The organism is Agromyces seonyuensis (genome assembly GCF_009789225.1).
GTDB classification, from domain to species: domain Bacteria; phylum Actinomycetota; class Actinomycetes; order Actinomycetales; family Microbacteriaceae; genus Agromyces; species Agromyces seonyuensis.
The window spans coordinates 13,826-34,318 of the sequence record NZ_WSTA01000035.1; the positions used below are offsets into that span (position 1 = coordinate 13,826).

Sequence of the window (20,493 nt, forward strand, 5' to 3'; positions counted from 1 at the left end):
ACGCGTCACCGGTATCGTCGGGATGCTGGCGCGCACGGCCGGCGCGATGGGGTTCGACGTCGAGGCGGCCTTCGTCGTGCTGGAGTTCGTCGCGAACATCGTGCTCTTCACGCCGTTTCCGCTCGCCGTCGCCGTCATGGCGCCGGCGTGGCCGCCCGTCGCGCTCGCGATGACGGGCATCGGCGCGAGCATCCTCGTCGAAGTCGTGCAATTCGCCGTGCCCGGGCGGGTCCCGACTCTCTCCGACGTCCTCGCGAACTCGCTCGGCACGCTCGCCGGAATCGCGATCCTCGGTGCCGTTCGACGGGTCCGCGAGCCGATCAGCGCATCCGACCGCTGAGCATGCCGCCGGACTCCTGGAGGTAGCAGACGCCGCAGAGCGCCTCGTAGGTGACGTCGGCGCCGTCGATCGCGACCTGATCGCCGTCGAACACGAACACGCCGTCGACGAGGCGCGCGTTGAACACGGCCTTCCGCCCGCAGCGGCAGATCGTCTTGAGCTCCTCGAGCGAGTGCGCGACCTCGAGCAGGCGACGGCTTCCGGGGAAGGCGACCGTCTGGAAGTCCGTGCGGATGCCGTAGGCCAGCACAGGGATGTCATCGAGCAGGGCGATGCGGAGGAGGTCGTCGACCTGCTCCGCGGTGAGGAACTGCGCCTCGTCGATCAGGAGCGCGCTGAGTTCGCGGCCGCTCGTCGCGATGACGGCGGATCGCCGACGCTGGAACTCGTCGAAGACGTCGGCATCGGCGTCAATGGCCCAGTCGATGCGCCGCTCCACCCCGAGGCGGGAGAGCACCGCCGACTCCCCCTTGGTGTCGATCGCCGGCTTGGCGAGCAGCACCCGGTGCCCTCGCTCCTCGTAGTTGAACGCGGCCTGCAGCAATGCGGTCGACTTGCCGGAGTTCATCGCGCCGTAGCGGAAGTAGAGCTTCGCCATGGAACCATCATCCCCGCTCGGCGAGGCCGTCGGCGCCTCCCGCGTCGTCGGTGGCTTCCAGCGCGGGCCGGTGCGGGGGGCGCCCGTCCGCGGCGAGCGTCTGGATGTCGAGGAGCGAGTACCGGGCGCGGTCGAGCGCGGTCCGGTCGACCCGGACGTTCCGCACGACGCCGGCGAGCACGTCGACGCCCTCCCGGAGCGAGCGCGCCCCGTGCGGTGCGTCGGGTTCGGCCTCGGCCTCGGCCCGGCGGAGCGCCTCGCCGCTCGGCCCGAGGAACTCGGCGCAGGCGGCACGCACCACGGTCCGCGAGAACACGGCGGCGACGATCGCCGCCCCGAGCACCGGGACCACGGCCGCGAGCACGCAGAAGACGAGGGGCGTGTCACGGAGCCCGGTTCCGACCTCGGCCACCGCGAGGATCGCCAGCGGGACGGCGGCGAGCCCGCCGCACGTGAGCAGGGCCCGCCAGCCGAACGCCGGAGCGAGCCCGATCAGCAGCATGCCGAGCGCGAGCGGGGCGATGTCGTCGTAGGTGCGCGTGTCGCGGCCGAGGGTGCTGACGAACTCGGCGGCGGCGGCCGCGATGCCGAGCATCGTCGCCGCGAAGAGCCACTGCACCCCGTTCGCGCCGCCCGCGGCGTGCCTGGCCGCCTGCAGGGCGGCCATCGCCGCGGCGAGGACGAGCAGGAGCGAGACCGCCGCCGCGTCCGGATGGGTGATCTCGCCCGCGTGCACCAGCGTTGCGATCCCGCTCATGCCGACCACGAGGCACGCGCCTGCGAGGAGCCCCCGCCGCAGCATGCCCGCGATGGACGGGGCTGCGGCGAGCGGAGAGAGCTTCGGGGTCACGGCGAACGCCCCCTGGATCCGGGCCGTCCCCCAGCCATGCCCATCCGCTTCCTCGTCGGGTGCCGCTCCGCGCCAGCCGGCGCCCAGCAGCCGAACGAGATCGAGGTCGATCGCCCCGCGCCGGACAGGCCCGATCGCGCCGGAGCCGTTGCGGAGGAGCGCATCGAGGTGCGCCGCGACGACGACGGCGAGCAGACGCAGGCTGTGCCCGCGGTCGACGCCTCCCGGCCCGGGTCCGGCGTCCGACCAGGTCGGCACCCGACCACGGAGCGCCCGGAGGAGCGGCCGGCCGCCCGCGACGAGCACCCACACGAGCAGGACCGCGACCGCCGGGACGAACGGCGAACCCGCGACCATGGCGCCGACGGCCGCCGCCGACGTGGCGCCGGCGAGCAGGACGAGGAGCCAGAGCACCCGTGGGAGCCCCGTCGAACGCTGCGGCGGCAGGAGGAAGAGCAGGGCGAGCTGCGGGAGCACGAACAGGAAGGAGTCCGAGGCCGCGCCCGGCCGCCAACCCGCGAAGGCGGCGAGCACCGCGGCCAGGGCCGCGCTCCCGACGACCACCCAGACGAACACCGCCACGGGACGCGTCGCACGGCGCCCGGCGAGGACGGCGAGTGTCAGGAGCAGTGTGGCGGCGACCGCGGCGGCCCCGGTCGACGGCGCATCGACGACGGTGGCGATCGCGAGCAATGCCACGGTACCGATCGCGACCGCGGCGGCGGCGTCTCCGGCCGCACGCGTGCCGACTCGCAGCGCCGCGACATGGATCGGGCTCGACACCTTCGCTCTCCGATCGACATGGCGGGAGTGCTCAGCGGGCATTCAGAATGAGGTCAGCATACGCGGCCGGAGGACCGGCGAATGGCACCCGCTTGGGGGATCGAGGCCGAGTGTATCGACGTCATACCATGGTGCGTTAGCATCCAAAGGTTGCCCCCACCCCACCCCTTCCCCAGGAGGCCCGCAGTGCTGCGCAAGACCCTGACCATCGCCGCAGTCGCGGCATTGTTGTTCGCCGGACCGGCGGCCGCTTCGGCTGCCGAGGGCGACGAACCGACGAACGACCCGTACACGCCCACGACGCCGTTCGAGCCGACCCTCACCGGGTCGACCGTGACCGGCGTGTGCGACAACGATGCGCCCTACATCTCGGTGAACATCCAGTTGACCGACCCCAACGGCATCGCCACGAGCAACGTCGCCCATCTCGTCCTGAGCGACAGCCAGGGCAACACGATCGACCTCCTGCTCGGCGAGCTCGACGAGAACGGCAACCTGCAGACCACGATCCTCTGGCCCGGCGCCACGGTCGATGAAGAAGGCAACGCGACCGGCTGGCCCGGCTGGGCCGAGGTCAACGGCGAGCTCGTGCAGACCACGGGCAACTTCGCCTGGACGCGCGGCAGCATCTCCGCGATGATCCAGGTCAACCCCGAGCTGCCCGTGCCGCTCAGCTACCCGCCGGCCACGCCGCTGTGCAACGCCGGCCCGCACGGAACGACCACGACGCCCGCCGGCTCCGGCGGCACGTCCGTGACCGGCTCGGGCCTCGCGCAGACCGGCGTGAGCCCGGCGCTCCTGCCCATCGGCGTCGGTGCGGGCCTGCTCGCCCTCGTCGGCACCGGTCAGATCGTCGGTCGGCGGCTCGCGAAGCGCTGATCCGGTGACGAACGCTCCCGGGCCGGTCCGGCCCGGGCCGGACCACGACGGCCCCGACGGCGCTTCCCGCGCCGACGGGGCCGTCGCCGTGCCCGCTGACGACGCAGCGCCCACGCCGGACGGGAACGACGAGCCATCGGCTTCCGCCACGGGCGATCCCTCCCGCGATGGGGTGGACGAACCCCCGACCGACGGCGGCGGCGAGCCGCCGGCCGACGGTCCCGCTCCGAAGCGGCGGCGCCACCCGGTGCGGTGGACGCTGCTCGCGCTGCTCCTGGTGATCGTCGCCGGCGCGGCCTGGATCGGCATCCGCGGGCTCCTCGCCGCGAACCAGCTGCAGGCCCTTCCGGGGCTCGCGTCGGAGGCATCCACGGCCGCGGCGGCAGGCGACTACGACGCCGCCCTCGAGGCTGCCGGCGAGGCGACCGAGCGCGCCCACGTCGCCGCGAGCCTCACCGGCGATCCCGTGTGGCGCCTCGCGGAGTCGATCCCCGTGCTCGGCGAGAACCTCGCCGCCGTGCGCATCCTCGCCGCCGGGGTCGACGAGCTCGGCACGGGCACCCTCGAGCCCGTGCAGGAGCGGCTCGGCGACCCCGACGACCTCCTCGCCGCGCTCCGGCCGGCCGGGGGCGGACTCGACCTCGCCCCGCTGGCCGACGCCGCCCAGCCGCTCGCCTCGGCCGTCACGACCCTCGACCGCACGCAGGCCGAACTGGACGCGCTCGACCACGACGCGCTCATCGGCCCGGTCGGCGAGGCCGTCGACCGCTTCGACGACCTCGTCGACGAGACGCGCGGTCCCCTCGGGGCAGCCGCCGACACCGCGGCGATCCTGCCGCCCATGCTCGGGTCCGACGGCCCCCGGAGCATCCTGCTCGTCTTCCTCAACGAGGCGGAACTGCGGCCGGCCGGTGGTCTCGCGGGGGCGTTCTCACTCCTGCGAGTCGAGGACGGCGCGCTCCGCGTCGACACCCAGGCGAGCGCCGCGGACTTCGAGTACCGATCCCCTCCCCCCGCGGAGATCCCGGCCTCCACGACGGAGCTGTGGGGCGAATCGACGATGGGGTTCATCCAGAACGTGTCCTACGCCGGGCAGGCCGAGGTCTCGGGCGAGCTCGTCTCGGCCTGGTGGTCGGAGCGCTACGGCGAGGCGCCCGACACGGTGCTCTTCGTCGACACCGGGGTGGTTCGGGGCCTCCTCGGTGCCATCGGCGCGGTCGACGTGCCGGGCTACGGCTCGATCGACGCCGACAACGCGGTCGATGCGCTCCTCATCGACCCGTACTTCGCGTTCGAGACGGATCCGGAGCAGAACGCGTACTTCGCGGCTGCGACGAACGCCGTCTTCCTGGCCCTGCTCACCCGCGACCCCGATCCCCGAGCGCTGCTGGACACGCTCGCCCAGTCCGTCCGGGAGGGCCGGATCTCGGCCTGGAGCGCCCACGACGCCGAGCAGTCCGTGCTCGCGGAATCCCTCCTCGGCGGCCCGACCGCCCGGTTGTCCGACGCCGGCGACGGTGCGTTCGGCGTGTGGTTCGGCGATGCCACCGGTGCGAAGCTCGACACGTTCCTCGGCGTCTCGCTCGGCGCCGCGACGTCCGTGTGCCGCACCGACGGCCTGCCGGAGACCGTCGTGGAGGTGACCCTGACGAGCGAGGTCCCCGCGGACGTGCTCGAGTTCCCGCTCCGCTACCTCGGCGAGGGTCTCTCCGGTGTGCCGTTGGGCTGGATCGCGACGGACGTGGCGGTCGCCGCTCCACCGGGCAGTTTCTACGGCGCCGTCGAGCTCGACGGCTCGGACGCCGTCGTGAAGCAGGTCGAGGATGCCGGCTTCCCGACGTCGCTCGCGCACGTGCAGCTCGCTCCCGGCGAGCAGGCCACACTGCGCTTCCACTTCGTCGGCGCCGAGGCGGGCGAGTTCGAACCGACCCTCGTGCACACCCCGCTGGCCTGGGACCCCGACGTTCTCGAGACGACGCTCGACTGCCGCTGAGCCGGTCGAGCAGCGCGTCAGAACAGCGCGTCGGGGCCGACCGAACCCGCCGCAGGCATCGCCGCGATGGCGGCGCTCTGCCCGGCAGGCGCGCCGGTGGACCGAACGCCGCCGGTGATGGGGTCTTCATCGTCGCGCCGCAGGCCGTGCGCGCGGATGAGCGGCCGGATGCGCTCGCCGAGCCACTGCCGGTAGTCGCGCGGCGCATACGCGTTGCGGCCGTAGTACATCGCCCGGTAGCGGGGCACGAGGTCGGGATGCTCCCGCTCGAGCCAGGCCATGAACCACGGCTTCACGCGGCCTCGGAGGTGCAGGGCCGTGTAGAGCACCCGGGTGGCGCCTGCGGCGGCGATGTCGCCGAGCGCCCGGTCGAGGTGCGCCTTGGTGTCGGTCAGGAACGGCAGGATCGGCATGAGGAAGACGGCGCAGTCGAACCCCGCGTCGCGAGCCGCCGTGACGGTGGCGAGGCGCGCTGCGGTGCTCGGCGTGCCGGGCTCGATCGAGCGCTGGAGTTCAGGGTCGTGCACCGCGATCGACATCGCGAGCTCGACCCCCACTCCAGCGTCACGTACCTCGGCGAGCCGCGGCAGATCGCGGCGGAGCAGTGTGCCCTTCGTGAGGATGCTGAACGGCGTGCCGCTCCCGGCGAACGCGTCGATGATGCCCGGCATGAGCGCGTAGCGACCTTCGGCGCGTTGATACGGATCGGTGTTCGTGCCGAGGGCGACGTGCTCGCGGTGCCACGACGGCTTCGCGAGTTCCCGGCCGAGCACCTCGGCGACGTTGACCTTGACGACGATTTGCCGGTCGAAGTCGTCGCCTGCGTCGAACTCGAGGTACTCGTGGGTCGGCCGCGCGAAGCAGTAGGCGCACGCGTGGCTGCACCCCCGGTAGGGATTGACGGTCCACCCGAACTGCATGCGCGACGCACCGGGTACGCGATTGAGCGCACTCTTGGCGAGGATTTCGTGGAAGGTGACGTCGGCGAACTCCGGCGTGCGCACCGACCGCACGAGGTCGTGCAACCGCACGAGTCCGGGCAAGGCGTCCGGCTGCTGGGCGTCGATCGTCTGTCCACTCCACCGCATGCCGCCCATTCGAACATATGTGCGAGTCATTGTCGAACCGGAATGGCCTTGTGGCAGTGGCTGAGTCTGCTCATCCGGTCGGCGGGGTCGACTACCCGCGGACGTTCCAGGAGCTGCGGGAGTGGTTCGTGCCTGGAGAATCTGGCGCAGTTGCGCTGGCCGGACGGGTTCGTCTGCCCGGGCTGCGAGGGCCGTGACTTCTGGGCGACGGGCGCCGGCTTGTGCATGTGTCGGGCGTGCGGGCGGCGGACGTCGCTGACGGCGGGCACGATCTTCCACCGCACCCGGACGCCGCTGTCGACCTGGTTCGCGGCGGTCCGGTTCGTCACGTCGCAGAAGAACGGGATGTCCGCGCAGAGCCTGCAGCGCGTGCTCGGGTTGAAGTCGTACGAGACGGCGTGGGCGTGGATGCACAAGCTGCGCCGGGCGATGGTGCGCCCCGAACGCGACCTGCTCAGCGGCGTGGTCGAGGTCGATGAGACGTTCGTCGGCGGGGTCAGCATCGGCCGCTCCGCGGCGTCGACGACGAAAGCGACCGTGATGGTCGCCGTCGAAAAGCCCGGCCCCGGCCGTAAGCTCGGCCGGATCCGCCTCGGCCTGGCGGACCGGCCGAACACGCTGGGTTTGGTCGCGTTCGCGACCAACAGCGTCGTGCCGGGGTCCTCGATCCACACCGACGGCGCCCGCATGATGCGCCGGCTCTCCGAACTCGGCTACACGCACGAGTACGATGTCAGGGGCATCAGTACCGCCGAGGGAGAATCGACACCTGGCGGCTTCTTTGGGGCCTCAACGACGTTGACGTTCGCCGTCTGCTGGTCTGCCACGCTGAACCTCGAAACTGACGAGGTGGCGTGGGACAAAGACGTCCAATGCGACCCGAACCTGTCCGACGCCTGGTTCGCCGGACCGAGCGCGCTCGAGTTCATACAGAGCAGCGAACTAACGGCGCTGAACTAGGCATCCCTGCCGCGCTGCTGCGTGCCGGAAACAGATCCGCGCGTCGACTTCGGAGGGGGACCGCTGCGGCCCCGATCTGGTCAGTTCGCGCAGATGATCGGGTCCTCCGTGTACCACCACACCGGCATCCCTGTCGTGCCGTGGATCTGCAGATCAGCCTGTGCGCCGTCCCATTCGAGGGAGTACGTGCCGGCGGCGAAGGGCGTGTAGCCGTCGTCGGCGGCGTAGTCGCGGACCCAGTCGATGACGACGGAGCCGGGCTGCACGATGCCGACGCTGCCGCCGCCGCCGAGCAGGAACGAGTGCTCGCGAACGACGATGCGGCACCCGGCGTCGCTGCGTTCCGGCAGTGAGCGGTAGCGGCCGTGATCGGCGATGCTCGTCCAAATCATCGAGAAGGGGAGGATGACCGCGACGAGAACGGTCATGCCTACGCCGGTGGCGATTCGTCGCCCGATCGGTCGTGCGGGCCGGGCCGGCCAGAACGGCAACGCTCCGACGGACAGTAGGCCGAGTCCCAGCAGCACGGCCGGCCACTCCAGCGACCACAGGGTCGGCACCCAATCGCCGAAGAGCAAGTACTGCCAGAGGGCGACCTGGAACCGTCTCTCGAGCCATGCGACCGCCCCGAGGGCGAGGGCGAGCCCGATGAGGATCCAGCCTGCGATCTTGCAGATACGGAGCGCAAGCAGCGCCCTCGCTGCACCAGGCGCGGCGGTCGTCGAAGCGGAGCTCTTCGTCGCGGTCATCCAGACACAGACACCCTCTCGGTGTTCGGCGTTCGGGGCGGTCTCGGACTACCCGCCGTTGACGCGGTAGCCGCCCTCGATGACGCCGGCGTCCTCGCAGGCGAGTCGCACGGGTTCGGTGATCGTGATCACGTCGTTGATCGACACGTCGGTACGACCGCTGAGGTCGGTCTGAGCCTTCTTGAATGCTGCTTTCGTCTCGGCCCCGACTTCGGTCAGGCTCGTGAAGGCCTGCGATGCGGCCTGCGCGACTGCCGTCTGGTAGTCGGCATCGTCGTGGTCCGCAGAAGCGTTGTGGAGCATCGCGGTCAGCGCATTGAGCTCGCCGCAGGCGAAGGTGTCCTCGGCGCTCGGGGCAGCCGTGGCCTTGGGCTCATCAGCGGCAGCCGCGGTGCTGCAGCCGGCCAGGGCAAGGGCGGGAAGGACAAGCAGCGCGGTGAGGGCGACGCGGCCGGTTCGGGACTTGATCATTGAGCGAATCTATCGCCAGGCCGAGCACCGGATCAACAGGGCTCACCCCGATGGCGGATTCCCTGAGCCGGCACGGATCACCGACTACAAGTACGGATTCGAGAACGGGTCGAGCAGTTCGTCGAGGGGGTGCGGGTCGGTGTGCACGGCCTGTTGGAGGAGTCGGTAGAACAGCAGGCCGCGGCTGGTCGCGTTGCGCCGGTTGAAGCGGAACGTGAACTCGTCGAGGTAGTAGGGCAGTTGATGCTCGGCGACGCCGTAGTGCAGGGTGCCCGTCAGCCTGCGCTTCAGCAGCGACGCGGTCAGGTGCACACCCGGCAGCACCGCGGCCGGGTCGGGGGCGTTGTACCCGGTGGCGTACTCGTGCGTGTAGCCGAGCTCGGAGAGCCGGCGCATCATGCGGGCGCCGGCGGTGTGGATCGTCGAGCCCGGCATCACGCTGTTGGTCGCGAACGCGACCAGGCCCAGCGTGTTCGGCCGGTCCGCCAGGCCGAGGCGAATCCGGCCGAGCTTACGGCCGGGGCCGGGCTTTTCGACGGCGACCATCACGGTCGCTTTCGTCGTCGACGCCGCGGAGCGGCCGATGCTGACCCCGCCGACGAACGTCTCATCGACCCCGACTCGAACCCGTACCTCTACTGGGATCGGGGGTGATGACGGAGTCTGTGGATGCGCCCGGGTTCTTATGGCGCGTCTGGGCGGACGGGAGTCATGACTTGCAATGGGCCGATTTCGAAGTTCTCTGCTGTGCAGCGGTTCGCAACATAGTCGACACCGTTCTGGAGGCTCGTCTCGGCGGAACGACGTTCGGTCACGGAGGTTGCGTTCCAGGCTGATGTGAGCTGAGCATTTGTCACGACGAGCATGCTCGTGATGTCATCTGGCAAATGGCCCGTCAGCAAGCTCATCCAAATGCCGATGCAGGCTGCCACGCGCGCTGATGATCTCCGATGACGCGGCACTTTCGTTTCGGACTGCGGCAAAAGGCGTTCCAACTCGCCTCGAAGCTCTCGCACGCAACACGGGTGAGTGGAGGGTCGAATGTGGCGCACGCGCAGATGTTGCTGCTCAGAACGATCGCGGCTCCGGCCGCGCCGAAGCGCGACCGGAACCGTCGTCGTCGCGGGCCTACGGCCATACTGTGACGATGCCCCACCAAACTCTGAAGACGCAAGGGTGGGTGGAATGGGTCAATGGCGTAGTTCCCACGACCACAACCATCCATCAACAGTTCGATTGCCATGCCGTCTTCGGCTACGCGATTTGGGAAGCCGGGCTCTGGTGGGACTTCGAGACGGCGCGCGGTTCGATTCCGAATTGGTTCACGGATCCACAGAAGTGCAACTGGGCGTGAGTGTGGCAATCACCTATCGCGCAAAGGTGACCTTGTGGATAGCGGTAGCCAGCCTGGCGGCACTTGCCCTCATCGTCATATTGATCACTTCGACAATCAGGGCCACGCTCCTAGTCGATCAGGTGCCGGGGGCTGACACAGGCTTGGTCACCACGGAAGCTCTTGATTCTGCGTACGCGACTATGGAGTGGTCTTTCGCGGCGCTCGTCGCTGTCGTTGTGATCGGGGTGCTGGCACCGGTGGTCGTTCATCACAGAAAACGGACTCGCGGGACTGCATAGGCGATTGATCGGCTGAAGGTGCGACCGGGTCTGCTGAATCCGATCGGGGGCAGAGCCGTACTCCAGCGCTGCCAACGCGCGTGCCGGGAGAATGCTGCAGGCACCGAACTATCACGACTTCAGTGAGACAGATACCCAGAACATAGGTTCGATCGATCGGCAACTCAAACCGCGGACCGTCGGCCCGGTCCGGGAAACGCGGAACGCGGGCACCCGATTGGGACGCCCGCGTTCGCGGATCGGAGCGCAGTCCGCGTCAGGCGACGAGGCCGAGCGCCTCCGCGGTGTCCGCCAGGAGTTCCGCGGCGCGCTTCGGGTCGTCCGAGAGCTTCGTGCCGTAGCTCGGGATCATTTCGCGCAGCTTCGGCTCCCAGTCATCCATGCGGTCGGGGAAGCACTTGGCGAGCACCTGCAGCATGATCGGGGCCGCCGTCGAGGCGCCCGGCGAGGCGCCGAGCAGGCCGGCGATCGTGCCGTCGGCTCCGGTGATGACCTCGGTGCCGAACTGGAGGACGCCGCCCTTGCCGGGCTCGTTCTTCATCACCTGGACGCGCTGGCCGGCGGTGATGAGCTCCCAGTCCTCGCTCTTGACGGTCGGCATGAACGCCTTGAGCGCCTTGACCTTCGTCGCTCGCGACGCGAAGAGCTCGCTCGCCAGGTACTTCACGAGGTCGAAGTTGCGGAACGCGACCTGCAGCATGGGGCCGAGGTTGTGCAACCGGATCGAGAACGGCAGGTCGAACCACGTGCTCGTCTTGAGGAACTTCGGGGTGAAGCCCGCGTACGGTCCGAAGAGCAGCGCGGTCTCGCCGTCGACGACGCGCGTGTCGAGGTGCGGCACCGACATGGGCGGGGCGCCGACGGCGGCCTTGCCGTAGACCTTCGCCTGGTGCTGCGCCACGAGCTTCGGGTTGGTCGTGCGGAGGAACTGCCCGGAGATCGGGAAGCCGCCGAAGCCCTTGATCTCGGGGATGCCCGAGTGCTGCAGGAGCGCGAGGGCCCCGCCGCCGGCGCCCACGAAGACGAACTTCGCGTTGACGCGCTTCGTCGTGCCGCCGACGAGGTGCTTGACCGTGAGGTCCCACGTGCCGTCGGACTTGCGCCGCTTCAGCCACGTCACCTGGTGGTTGGTGAAGACCTCGCCGCCCTTGCGCTCGACGTCGACGAGCAGTTCCGCGGTGAGCGCGCCGAAGTCGACATCGGTGCCCGCCTCGATGCGGGTCGCAGCGATCTTCTGCTTCGGGTTGCGCTTCTTGGTGAGCAGCGGGGCCCACTTGCCGATCTGCTCGGCGTCCTCGCTGTACTCGAGGCCGTCGAAGAGCGGGTGGCCCTCGAGCGCCGCGAACCGGCGGCGCAGGTAGTCGATGTCCTTCGAGCCCTGCACGAACGTCATGTGGGGGGCCGTGTTGATGAAGGATGCCTGGCTCGCGAGCGCACCCGTGCGCACGAGGTGCGCCCAGTACTGCCGGCTCACCTGGAACTGCTCGTTGATGCTGACGGCCTTGGCCGGATCGACCTTGCCGCCCTCGCCCTCGGGCATGTAGTTGAGCTCGCACAGTGCGGCGTGCCCGGTCCCGGCGTTGTTCCAGGCGTTCGAAGACTCCTGGGCGACCTCGCCCAGGCGCTCGTAGACGCGGATCGACCAGTCGGGCTGCAGTTCGGAGATGAGGGAGGCGAGCGTGGCGCTCATGATGCCCCCGCCGATGAGCACGACGTCGACGGTTTCTTCGGGTTTCACGATGCTCCAGTCTACGCCGCGAGATCGGGGGCTCTTACCATGCCCCGACCTCGGCGACGCTGTGCGTCGTCGACTGATCGGGGGCGTCCGACTCGTGCACTGGCGGCAACGCGGCATTCCCGGCGCGCGCCGCGCCCCGCCCCTAAGCTGGGAACGGTTGGGGCGGGGGGACGATGGGCGACGACGAACCGGTGGCGGTCATCATCGAGGATGACGCGGACATCCGCGGTCTGCTCGAGGAGGTGCTCTCCCAGGCGGGCTTCCGCACGGTCACGAGCGGCAACGGCATCGACGGCGTCGAGGCCGTCCGCGAGCACGCGCCGACGGTCGTGACGCTCGACGTCAGCCTGCCCGGCATCGACGGGTTCGAGACGGCGAAGCGCATCCGGGAGTTCAGCGACACCTACATCGTGATGCTGACGGCGCGCACCGAGGAGATCGACGCGCTCCAGGGTCTCGAGTCGGGCGCCGACGACTACGTCGCGAAGCCGTTCCGCCCGCGCGAATTCCGCGCGCGCATCGCCGCGATGCTCCGTCGGCCCCGGGCGCTCGGCCAGCCGGCCGACGACCTCGAGCCGACGCAGCCCCTGTCGCCGACGATCGTCGAGGCCGCGGGCGTCGGTGCGGCTGCCGACGTCGTGGGCGAGACCGTCGGAGCCGGGGCGCCGGCCCTGACGGTCGAGCATCCGCCGTTCGATCCGGCACTCGCCGAGCCGACGACCGACGCGGTCCCGCTCAGCGACGACGAGACGACCGGCTGGATCGAGCATCGCGGGCTGCGGCTGCACCCGCAGATCCGGGTGGTGAGCGTCGACGGCGAACCGGTGGAGCTCACCCGCACCGAGTTCGACCTGCTCGCGATGCTGCTCGAGAGCGGGCGACGCGTGCGCAGCAAGACCGACCTCGCGCTCGCCCTGCACGGGCAGCAGCCCGCCGACGACGCCTTCGTCAGCGACGCCGACCGCCGGGCCGTCGAGGTGCACCTGGCGAACCTGCGCCGCAAGCTCGGCGAGGCCGCCGCGGACCCGCGCTGGATCGAGACCGTGCGCGGCGTCGGCTACCGCCTCACCGCGGTCGACGCGTAGCGACTGCCGGGGTCAGGCGCCCTCGCCGCGCGCCGCGACGACGACCTCGTCACCGCCCTCCGCCTGCGCCTCGGTGACGGCCCTCCGGGCCGCCGCGACGAGCTCGTCGTAGTCGTAGCCAGCCGCGTCGGTGCCGGCGAGCCCGATCGAGGCCGTGAGCGTGACCCCGACCTCGCCCGGCTCGTCCAGGTCGCGGAGGCCGGCCTGGATCGCCCGGGCGCGCTCGACGACGGCCTCGATCGACGGGCCCGGCAGCAGCATCCGGTACTCGCCGGGCGTCGAGGCGTGGCCGATGACGGCGCCCGGCGGAGCGCTCCGACGCAGCGATGCCGTGGACTCCGCGAGGAACACCTCGACGCTGCCGCGGCCGTAGGCCTGCTGAAGCGTCTCGCGATCGTCGATCTCGATGTCCATGAGCACGAGCTGCACCCGGTGGTAGGTGCCCCGATCGAGCTGATCGCGCGCGAGCGCCTCGAACGACGCCTCGTCGAGCATCTCCGTCGTCAGGCTCCGCCGATCGGCGCGCCCGCCGATCGAGCCGTCCAGGCGCACGCTCTGCATCTGCACGATCGTCACCGTCGTGACGATGACGACGGCGATGTAGCCGAGACCCGTCGTCGCAGAACCGAACCAGGTGACGACGAACTCGTCGGGGCCGCGGATCAGATAGGCGATCGGCCGCAGCAGGCTGTAGCCCACGGCGAACAGCAGGAAGATCGACAGGCTCCGCGCCGTCGGGTTGCCGCCGAGGTCGCCACCGCGGAACTCGAGGGCCGCGAGCAACGCTCCGGCGGCCACTGCGATCGAGAGCACGATGGCGCCCGCCCACTCGTCGGCTTCGGGTCCGTCCGCGAAGACGGCGCCCAGCACGGCGACCGCCGCGATCGGCGCGAGCCACCCGAAGGTCCGCGGGCGGCGGTTGGCGGCGCGGGCGCCGCTCCAGAGATAGAGGGGCGCGGCCGCCGCGGCCGCATGCCCGATCGCGCGGCCGACCCACGACACGTCGCTGCGCAGGTGCCAGATCGAGTAGGCGATCGAGGCGAGCATCGCCGCCACGTACATGAGCGCCCAGTACCGGCCGGCGAGGTCCGGACGCCGCAGGAACGCGTCGATGAGGAACAGCCCGCCGCAGACGGCCGTCACCACGGTCGCGGCGAGCTGCACGGTGCCCACGTCGACGTTCATGCCGCCTCCTCGCGCCGCAGCGGCAGTCGCAACGTCACGGTCGTACCGACGCCGGGGGTGCTCGCGAGCTCGAGCGAGCCGCCGTGCCGTTCGACGACCTCGCGCGCGATGCCGAGGCCGAGGCCGGTGCCGTGCGCGGCCGAGTTCCGCGCGTTCTCCGAGCGGTAGAAGCGGTCGAAGACGCGGGGCTGATCCTCGACGGAGATCCCCACGCCGGTGTCGCGGACCACGAGCACCGCCTCCTCCCCCTCGCTCGAGAGCGCCAGGTCGACCCGACCGCGGAGCCGGTTGTACTTGACGGCGTTCGAGAGCAGATTGTCGAGCACGCGCCGGATGCGTTCGGGATCGGCGTCGATGTCCAGACGCTCGGGCGCCTCGAGCCGCACCGACACCTGGTGCTGCGCGGCGAGGGGACGGAGCCCGGCGATCGCGTCGCGGACGAGCTCGACGAGGTCGACGCGGCGGGGCGCGAGCGGGAGGAGGTCCTCGGTCGAGCCCGCGAGCACGAGGGCCACGAGGTCCAGCACGCGATTGCCGTTGCGCTCGGCGATCTCGAGGTTCGAACGGATGCGCTCCGGCAGCGCCGGGTCGTCGAGGCTCAGCTCGAGGTAGCCGAGCACCGAGGTCATCGGCGTGCGGAGGTCGTGCGAGATCGACAGCACGAGATCGTCGCGGCCGCGGACCGCCTCGACCTCGACCGTGGCGTCCCGGGCCGCGACCAGCGCGCCGTCCGGCTCCCCCGCGCTGCCGACGAGCCGTCGCGCCACGACGTCGAGCGCCCGCTTCGAGCCGGTCGAGTCGTACGCCCACACGAGCGCCTGGAACTCCTCGCCCCGCGCGGCCCGCGCGAACGGCTGCTCGTCCGGGGCGAGCGGCCGCCGCCGGTCGGCGTCGACCACCTCGACCAGGCGGGCCGAGTCCGGTGCGTCGCGCTCGAGGCCGAACATGCGCGCGTAGGCCCGGTTCATCAGGGTGCCGTGTCCGTCGCGATCGATGCGGAGCACACCGAACGGCACCGAGTCGAGCACCTCGACGATGAGCACCTCCTGCCGACGAGCACGGCGGAGCGCCCGCTCGAGCTGGCCGGTCTTGCGGCCGAGCAGTTCGCGCTGGGCGGCGTCGCGCCGAGCCGTCAGCACGGCGGAGCTCGCGATGAAGACGAGCGTGATCGGCAGGTAGATCGCGCCGAGCAGGCTCTCGACCCCGAACGGCACCGTCGCCATCACCTCGGAGACGAAGATGAACCCCGACGCGAGGCCCACGGCGACGACGGCGCCCGCCGTGCCGAACGAGCGCGCGAGCCAGGTCGTCGGGAAGATCCAGAGCAGGCCGACGCCGATCGGCGGCGCCCCGATGCGCATCAGGCCGATGGCCACGATGTCGAGCACGGGGATGATCGCGACCGCGAGCGCCGGATGACGATGCCAGCGGACGATGATCGAGGCGGCCGTCGTGAGGAACGCGAGCAGGATGCCGGCGACCATCCACGGCTCGCCCACGAGGTAGGGGACCAGGAGTTCGAGCACGAACGTGCCGAGGATGACGACGACGACGAAGAGCAGCTGCGACCGGACGACCGCGCGGTCGTGCAGCGCGTCGACCGTACTGCCGATCCCCGCGCGACGATCCCCCGATCCCGCCACGTTCCCGAGCCTAGCCGGAGCCCCCCTGCGCGCCCGGGAGGGCCGCGGCGGCCGGAACGACGACGGGGCCGCCCGCCGAAGCGGACGACCCCGTCGGAGGCTCGGGCTCAGACCGCGGCGACCTGCTTCGCGGCGACGAGCTCGGCGAGCTGCACCGCGTTGAGCGCGGCGCCCTTGCGGAGGTTGTCGTTCGAGACGAAGAGCACGAGGCCCTTGCCCTCGGGGGCCGACTGGTCGCGGCGGATTCGGCCGACGAACGACGGGTCCTGGCCGGCGGCCTGGAGCGGCGTCGGGACGTCGCTGAGCTCGACGCCGGGGGCGGCGGCCAGCAGTTCGGCGGCCCGCTCCGGCGAGAGATCGCCCGCGAACTCGGCGTGGATGGTCAGCGAGTGGCCGGTGAAGACGGGCACGCGCACGCACGTGCCCGCGACGCGCAGCTCCGGCAGCTCGAGGATCTTGCGCGACTCGTTGCGGAGCTTCTTCTCCTCGTCGGTCTCGAGGTCGCCGTCGTCGACGATCGAGCCGGCGAGCGGGATGACGTCGAACGCGATCGGCCGCGGGAACTTCTCGGGCTCGGGGAAGGTCACGGAGGCGCCGTCGTGGACGAGGCCGATCGTGTCCTGCTCGAGCGCGGCCCTGGCCTGCGCGAGCAGCTCCTCGCCGCCGGCGAGGCCCGCGCCGGAGACGGCCTGGTAGGTCGAGACGACGAGGCGCTCGAGGCCCGCGGCGTCGTGCAGCGGCTTCAGCACCGGCATCGCGGCCATGGTGGTGCAGTTCGGGTTCGCGATGATGCCCTTGACGGCCTCGTCGATCGCGTGCGGGTTGACCTCGGCGACCACGAGGGGCACCTCCGGGTCCATGCGCCAGCCCGACGAGTTGTCGATGACCGTGACACCGGCCGCGGCGAAGCGGGGCGCCTGGGCCTTGGAGAGCGTCGCACCCGCGGAGAAGATCGCGATGTCCAGGCCGCTCGGGTCGGCCGTCGAGGCATCCTCGACGACGATCTCGTCGCCCTTGAAGGGCAGCGTCGTACCCGCCGAGCGGGCCGAGGCGAAGAAGCGGATGCTCGCGACGGGGAACTCCCGCTCCTCGAGCAGCCGGCGCACGACCGCGCCGACCTGACCGGTGGCGCCGACGACGCCGATGTTGACTCCTGAGCTCACGATGACTCCTCGATCATCGCGGGGACGCCTCGCGCGCCCCCGCGGGAACTGCCTGCTGCTGGTGTGATGCTGTCCATTGTGACGCCGACCCGCGCATCGGCGGCCGGCGGGCGCCGATTCGGCGGGAACTGCCGGGTCGTCGACCGGATCCCGGCGTCGGCCTGTCTCGTGTCGCCGGATCAGCGACCGGTTCCGGCGTGCACCACGGCGTCGGTGTCGCCGTCGAGGCCGAACGCGGCGTGCACGGCGCGCGCTGCGTCGTTGACGCTGTCGGCGTGCGTGACCACCGAAATGCGGATCTCGCTCGTGGTGATCATCTCGATGTTGATGCCCGCTGCGAAGAGGGCTTCGAAGAACTTCGCCGAGACGCCCGTCGCCGAGCGCATCGCCGCACCGACGACCGAGAGCTTGCCGATCTGGTCGTCGTACTGGAGCGACTGGAAGCGGATGGCCTCCTGCTCGCGCTGCAGCGCCGAGAGGGCGGCCTGGCCTTCGGACTTCGGCAGCGTGAACGAGATGTCGGTGAGGCCGGTGGCGGCGGCCGAGACGTTCTGCACGATCATGTCGACGTTCGCGCCGGACTTGGCGACGGTCGTGAACACGTTGGCGGCGACGCCGGGGACGTCGGGGACGCCGACGATGGTGATCTTCGCCTCGCTCAGGTCGACGGCCACGCCGGTGATGACGGACTCTTCCACGGTTTCTCCTTCGGGCAGTCGGGCGGGGTCGTAGACGATGGTGCCCTCGTCGGGGGTGAACGAGGAGCGCACGTGGAGCGTCACGCCGTGGCGGCGCGCGTACTCGACGGCGCGGATGTGCAGCACCTTCGCGCCGGAGCCGGCGAGCTCCAGCATCTCCTCGCTCGTGATGCGGTCGAGCTTGCGGGCCTTCGCGACGACGCGCGGGTCGGACGTGAAGACGCCGTCGACGTCGGTATAGATCTCGCACACATCGGCCTGGAGCGCCGCGGCGAGGGCGACGGCGGTCGTGTCGGAGCCGCCGCGGCCGAGGGTCGTGATGTCGCGGGTGTCGCGGTTGAACCCCTGGAAGCCGGCGACGATGACGATCGCACCGTCGTCGAGCGCCTCGCGGAGCCGCACCGGGGTGACGTCGACGATGCGGGCGGCGCCGTGCACGGCATCCGTGATCATGCCGGCCTGGCTGCCGGTGTAGCTGCGGGCCTCGTAGCCCATGCTCTTGATCGCGAGGGCGAGCAGCGCCATCGAGATGCGCTCGCCCGCGGAGAGCAGCATGTCGAGCTCGCGCGGCGCCTGGATCGGCGCGACGGCGGCCGCGAGGTCGAGCAGGTCGTCGGTCGTGTCGCCCATCGCGGACACCGCCACGACGACGTCGTTGCCCGCCTTGCGGGTGTCGACGATGCGCTTGGCGACCCGCTTGATGCTCTCCGCATCGGCGACGGACGAACCGCCGAACTTCTGCACGATCAAGCTCACGTGGTCTCCTGGGGGTGGGGTTGCGGGCGGGGGAACGCCAGAGGCCATCCTACTTCGGGGCCGGATACGGCCCGTCGCATGTGACGCGTCGCGCACGGGCCGGCGCCGTGCCGCGGGAATCCGGGGCCGATAGCATCGCGGCATGGGGGCCGAGCTGGAGGCGTGGAGCGAGTTCAACGTCGCGATGGCCGGTGCGACGGCGGCGCTCGCCGGTCTGATCATCGTGGCGATGTCGGTGAACATCGACCGGATCGTCAAGGCGCCCGCGATCGCCGCGCGGGGCGCGACGGCGATCGCGGCCCTCGTGCTCGCGGTCCTCGTCTGCGCTTTGGGACTCGTGCCCGAGCAGCCCGCGGTCGTCTTCGGCCTCGAGATCCTCGTGCTGTCCCTGCTCGCGCTGGCTGTCGCGGTCCCGGCGGCGCGGCGCATCGTCGTCGCGGGCGGCCCGCGGGCGTGGATCGTGCCGAAGATCCTCATCGCCGCGGCGCCGGCGCTCCTCTATCTGGCCGCCGGCGTCCTCGTCGTCGCGGGTGCAGCCGGGGCCGGCCTCGCCGCTGCGGCGATCGGCTGCTTCCTGGCGATCATCTCGGGAACGCTGTTCGGCTGGGTCGCGCTCGTCGAACTGCTGCGCTGAGCGGATGCCCGCCGCTCACTCGTCCTTGGGTCGCGGCAGGTACCACTCCGTGAACTCGGTCGCCCGTCCGTCGGCGGCGAAGCGGATGACCCAGAGGTTGAGGTAGTCCGCCCGGTCTTCGTACCCCGTCCGCCCCTGGACGACCGCCGTCGTGTCGGTCTCGACGACCGTGCCCCACTCGAACGTCCACGTGCCGGGCTCGTCGAGATCGCCGATCCACCCTTCGACGATCTCGTCGCGGCCGATCCGCGGCTCGGCATCGGGTTCCGTGAGGTACTGGGCGTCATCGGTGAAGAGCCGGGCGATGTCCTCGGGGTCGTTGGAGCTCCAGGCCCGGAGGTAGCCCGCCATCCACGCCGCGGTGCGTTCGCTCGTCATGCGGGCAGTCCACTCCCCCGCGCACCGGGCGTCAAGGGCGCCGGATCGGCGGCCGCCCCCGGCGCCGATGGCGCCCTCGGGTCAGCCGAGGACGCGGCGTCCCTCGAACGCGCGGCCGAGCGTGACCTCGTCGGCGTACTCGAGGTCGCCGCCCACCGGCAGCCCGGAGGCGAGCCGGCTCACGGTGATCTCGAGCGTCGCGAGCATGCGGCTGAGGTAGGTCGCGGTCGCCTCGCCCTCGAGGTTCGGGTCGGTCGCGATGATGATCTCGGTGACCGTACCGTCGGCCAGGCGCTGGAGGAGCTGGCGGATGCGCAGCTGGTCGGGTCCGACGCCGTCGATCGGGCTGATGGCGCCGCCGAGCACGTGGTAGAGCCCTCGGAACTCGCGGGTGCGCTCGATCGCGACGACGTCCTTGGCTTCTTCGACGACGCAGATGAGCGCGGGGTCGCGCCGCGGGTCGCGGCAGATCGTGCAGGTCTCCTGCTCGGAGACGTTGCCGCAGATCTCGCAGAAGCGCACCTTGTCGCGGATCTGCAAGAGGATCTCGGCGAGCCGGGTGACGTCGAAGTGCTCGGTCTGCACGATGTGGAACGCGATGCGCTGCGCGGACTTCGGCCCGATGCCGGGCAGGCGGCCCAGTTCGTCGATGAGTTCCTGGACGATCCCCTCGTACACGCGTTACTCCCCGAACCCTCTCGTCGTGATCTGCACTTCTTCGATGAACACCGCGTTGAGCATCTCGCGGACGACGGACTCGCCGTGCCGCTGCACGCCCGCCGGACCGGCCGGCACCCGCCGCGGCGCGGGCGGTCGCCGCGTCTCGGGGGCGCGCCGGGGCTCGGGAGCCGGCGGCTCGTCGAAGTC

Annotated in this window: 18 protein-coding genes and 3 pseudogenes; 7 read left to right on the plus strand and 14 right to left on the minus strand. The window is 71.0% G+C overall.

The genetic code is table 11. The annotated features are described in order from the left end of the window. The first annotated feature begins 22 nt into the window (after positions 1-22). On the plus strand, positions 23-340 hold the full coding sequence (locus tag GB864_RS09300; RefSeq protein ID WP_160424340.1) for a VanZ family protein: 318 nt from the start codon (positions 23-25) through the stop codon (positions 338-340). Here the strand turns inward: GB864_RS09300 and GB864_RS09305 are convergent. Together GB864_RS09305 and GB864_RS09310 are read right to left on the minus strand one after the other, a co-directional pair. Continuing rightward, complete coding sequence (locus GB864_RS09305; RefSeq protein ID WP_160424342.1) at positions 321-938, minus strand: thymidine kinase; 618 nt, start codon at positions 936-938, stop codon at positions 321-323. The genes GB864_RS09300 and GB864_RS09305 overlap by 20 nt on opposite strands. A gap of 7 nt (positions 939-945) precedes the next feature. Continuing rightward, positions 946-2,571 (minus strand): hypothetical protein, encoded by a 1,626-nt coding sequence (locus GB864_RS09310; RefSeq protein ID WP_160424344.1) that lies wholly within the window; start codon positions 2,569-2,571, stop codon positions 946-948. Between the two features lie 186 nt (positions 2,572-2,757). Here GB864_RS09310 and GB864_RS09315 point away from each other — a divergent pair, with 186 nt between their 5' ends. Next, positions 2,758-3,450, plus strand: a complete 693-nt coding sequence (locus GB864_RS09315; protein ID WP_202107112.1) for a cell wall protein — start codon at positions 2,758-2,760, stop codon at positions 3,448-3,450. A gap of 172 nt (positions 3,451-3,622) precedes the next feature. Next, entirely contained in the window at positions 3,623-5,443 is a 1,821-nt protein-coding gene (locus GB864_RS18955) for a DUF4012 domain-containing protein (RefSeq protein WP_160424346.1), read from the plus strand. A gap of 17 nt (positions 5,444-5,460) precedes the next feature. Here the strand turns inward: GB864_RS18955 and GB864_RS09325 are convergent, their stop codons facing one another. Further along, positions 5,461-6,531, minus strand: coding sequence for an Rv2578c family radical SAM protein (locus GB864_RS09325; RefSeq protein WP_160424347.1), 1,071 nt, complete (start codon positions 6,529-6,531; stop codon positions 5,461-5,463). Positions 6,532-6,548: 17 nt separating this feature from the next. On the opposite strand from GB864_RS09325, the pseudogene GB864_RS09330 reads away from it, so the two are divergent. Continuing rightward, positions 6,549-7,287, plus strand: a pseudogene (locus tag GB864_RS09330) (IS1595 family transposase); the annotation flags it as partial. Between the two features lie 284 nt (positions 7,288-7,571). On the opposite strand, the gene GB864_RS09335 reads toward GB864_RS09330, so the two are convergent. From GB864_RS09335 to GB864_RS09345, 3 genes and pseudogenes are all read right to left on the minus strand, one after another. Beyond that, positions 7,572-8,240: a hypothetical protein gene (locus GB864_RS09335; protein WP_160424351.1), complete on the minus strand. Its 669-nt coding sequence runs from the start codon at positions 8,238-8,240 to the stop codon at positions 7,572-7,574. A gap of 48 nt (positions 8,241-8,288) precedes the next feature. After that, entirely contained in the window at positions 8,289-8,711 is a 423-nt protein-coding gene (locus tag GB864_RS09340) for a hypothetical protein (protein WP_160424353.1), read from the minus strand. 111 nt (positions 8,712-8,822) lie between these two features. Continuing rightward, positions 8,823-9,332, minus strand: a pseudogene (locus GB864_RS09345) (transposase); the annotation flags it as partial. A gap of 319 nt (positions 9,333-9,651) precedes the next feature. Here GB864_RS09345 and GB864_RS09350 point away from each other — a divergent pair. Continuing rightward, positions 9,652-10,065, plus strand: coding sequence for a hypothetical protein (locus tag GB864_RS09350; protein WP_160424356.1), 414 nt, complete (start codon positions 9,652-9,654; stop codon positions 10,063-10,065). 537 nt (positions 10,066-10,602) lie between these two features. Here GB864_RS09350 and GB864_RS09355 read toward each other — a convergent pair. Next, the gene (locus tag GB864_RS09355; RefSeq protein ID WP_160424357.1) at positions 10,603-12,201 is read right to left on the minus strand and encodes a malate:quinone oxidoreductase; all 1,599 of its coding nucleotides are present in this window, start codon (positions 12,199-12,201) and stop codon (positions 10,603-10,605) included. Positions 12,202-12,257: 56 nt separating this feature from the next. Here GB864_RS09355 and GB864_RS09360 point away from each other — a divergent pair, with 56 nt between their 5' ends. Continuing rightward, complete coding sequence (locus tag GB864_RS09360) at positions 12,258-13,169, plus strand: response regulator transcription factor (RefSeq protein WP_160424358.1); 912 nt, start codon at positions 12,258-12,260, stop codon at positions 13,167-13,169. A 12-nt stretch (positions 13,170-13,181) separates the two neighbouring features. Here the strand turns inward: GB864_RS09360 and GB864_RS09365 are convergent, their stop codons facing one another. From GB864_RS09365 to GB864_RS09380, 4 genes are all read right to left on the minus strand, one after another. Beyond that, positions 13,182-14,354 carry a diguanylate cyclase domain-containing protein gene (locus tag GB864_RS09365; RefSeq protein ID WP_160424361.1) on the minus strand — a complete coding sequence of 391 codons (1,173 nt, stop codon included), beginning with the start codon at positions 14,352-14,354 and terminating at the stop codon, positions 13,182-13,184. Next, positions 14,351-15,997 (minus strand): ATP-binding protein, encoded by a 1,647-nt coding sequence (locus tag GB864_RS09370; RefSeq protein ID WP_160424364.1) that lies wholly within the window; start codon positions 15,995-15,997, stop codon positions 14,351-14,353. Before GB864_RS09370 ends, GB864_RS09365 begins: the two co-directional genes overlap by 4 nt. A gap of 107 nt (positions 15,998-16,104) precedes the next feature. Continuing rightward, positions 16,105-17,163 carry an aspartate-semialdehyde dehydrogenase gene (locus tag GB864_RS09375; protein WP_160424375.1) on the minus strand — a complete coding sequence of 353 codons (1,059 nt, stop codon included), beginning with the start codon at positions 17,161-17,163 and terminating at the stop codon, positions 16,105-16,107. A gap of 176 nt (positions 17,164-17,339) precedes the next feature. Beyond that, positions 17,340-18,614, minus strand: coding sequence for an aspartate kinase (locus GB864_RS09380; RefSeq protein ID WP_160424365.1), 1,275 nt, complete (start codon positions 18,612-18,614; stop codon positions 17,340-17,342). Between the two features lie 142 nt (positions 18,615-18,756). On the opposite strand from GB864_RS09380, the gene GB864_RS09385 reads away from it, so the two are divergent. Continuing rightward, on the plus strand, positions 18,757-19,248 hold the full coding sequence (locus GB864_RS09385; protein WP_160424367.1) for a hypothetical protein: 492 nt from the start codon (positions 18,757-18,759) through the stop codon (positions 19,246-19,248). A 15-nt stretch (positions 19,249-19,263) separates the two neighbouring features. On the opposite strand, the gene GB864_RS09390 is transcribed toward GB864_RS09385, so the two are convergent. From GB864_RS09390 to GB864_RS18500, 3 genes and pseudogenes are all read right to left on the minus strand, one after another. Then, positions 19,264-19,626 (minus strand): nuclear transport factor 2 family protein, encoded by a 363-nt coding sequence (locus GB864_RS09390; protein WP_160424369.1) that lies wholly within the window; start codon positions 19,624-19,626, stop codon positions 19,264-19,266. Between the two features lie 81 nt (positions 19,627-19,707). Further along, entirely contained in the window at positions 19,708-20,304 is a 597-nt protein-coding gene (recR, locus tag GB864_RS09395; protein WP_160424371.1) for a recombination mediator RecR, read from the minus strand. A gap of 3 nt (positions 20,305-20,307) precedes the next feature. Then, positions 20,308-20,493, minus strand: a pseudogene (locus GB864_RS18500) (hypothetical protein); the annotation flags it as partial.

Excerpts from the sequence above, each read along its gene's own strand:
- GB864_RS09325 (WP_160424347.1), bottom strand. The coding sequence starts at position 6,531 with ATGCGGTGGAGTGGACAGACGATCGACGCCCAGCAGCCGGACGCCTTG.
- GB864_RS09385 (WP_160424367.1), top strand. The coding sequence starts at position 18,757 with ATGGGGGCCGAGCTGGAGGCGTGGAGCGAGTTCAACGTCGCGATGGCC.
- GB864_RS09360 (WP_160424358.1), top strand. The coding sequence starts at position 12,258 with ATGGGCGACGACGAACCGGTGGCGGTCATCATCGAGGATGACGCGGAC.
- GB864_RS09335 (WP_160424351.1), bottom strand. The coding sequence starts at position 8,240 with ATGACCGCGACGAAGAGCTCCGCTTCGACGACCGCCGCGCCTGGTGCA.
- GB864_RS09365 (WP_160424361.1), bottom strand. The coding sequence starts at position 14,354 with ATGAACGTCGACGTGGGCACCGTGCAGCTCGCCGCGACCGTGGTGACG.
- GB864_RS09300 (WP_160424340.1), top strand. The coding sequence starts at position 23 with ATGCTGGCGCGCACGGCCGGCGCGATGGGGTTCGACGTCGAGGCGGCC.
- GB864_RS09350 (WP_160424356.1), top strand. The coding sequence starts at position 9,652 with ATGATCTCCGATGACGCGGCACTTTCGTTTCGGACTGCGGCAAAAGGC.
- GB864_RS09390 (WP_160424369.1), bottom strand. The coding sequence starts at position 19,626 with ATGACGAGCGAACGCACCGCGGCGTGGATGGCGGGCTACCTCCGGGCC.
- GB864_RS09340 (WP_160424353.1), bottom strand. The coding sequence starts at position 8,711 with ATGATCAAGTCCCGAACCGGCCGCGTCGCCCTCACCGCGCTGCTTGTC.
- GB864_RS09355 (WP_160424357.1), bottom strand. The coding sequence starts at position 12,201 with ATGCCGCGTTGCCGCCAGTGCACGAGTCGGACGCCCCCGATCAGTCGA.
- GB864_RS09305 (WP_160424342.1), bottom strand. The coding sequence starts at position 938 with ATGGCGAAGCTCTACTTCCGCTACGGCGCGATGAACTCCGGCAAGTCG.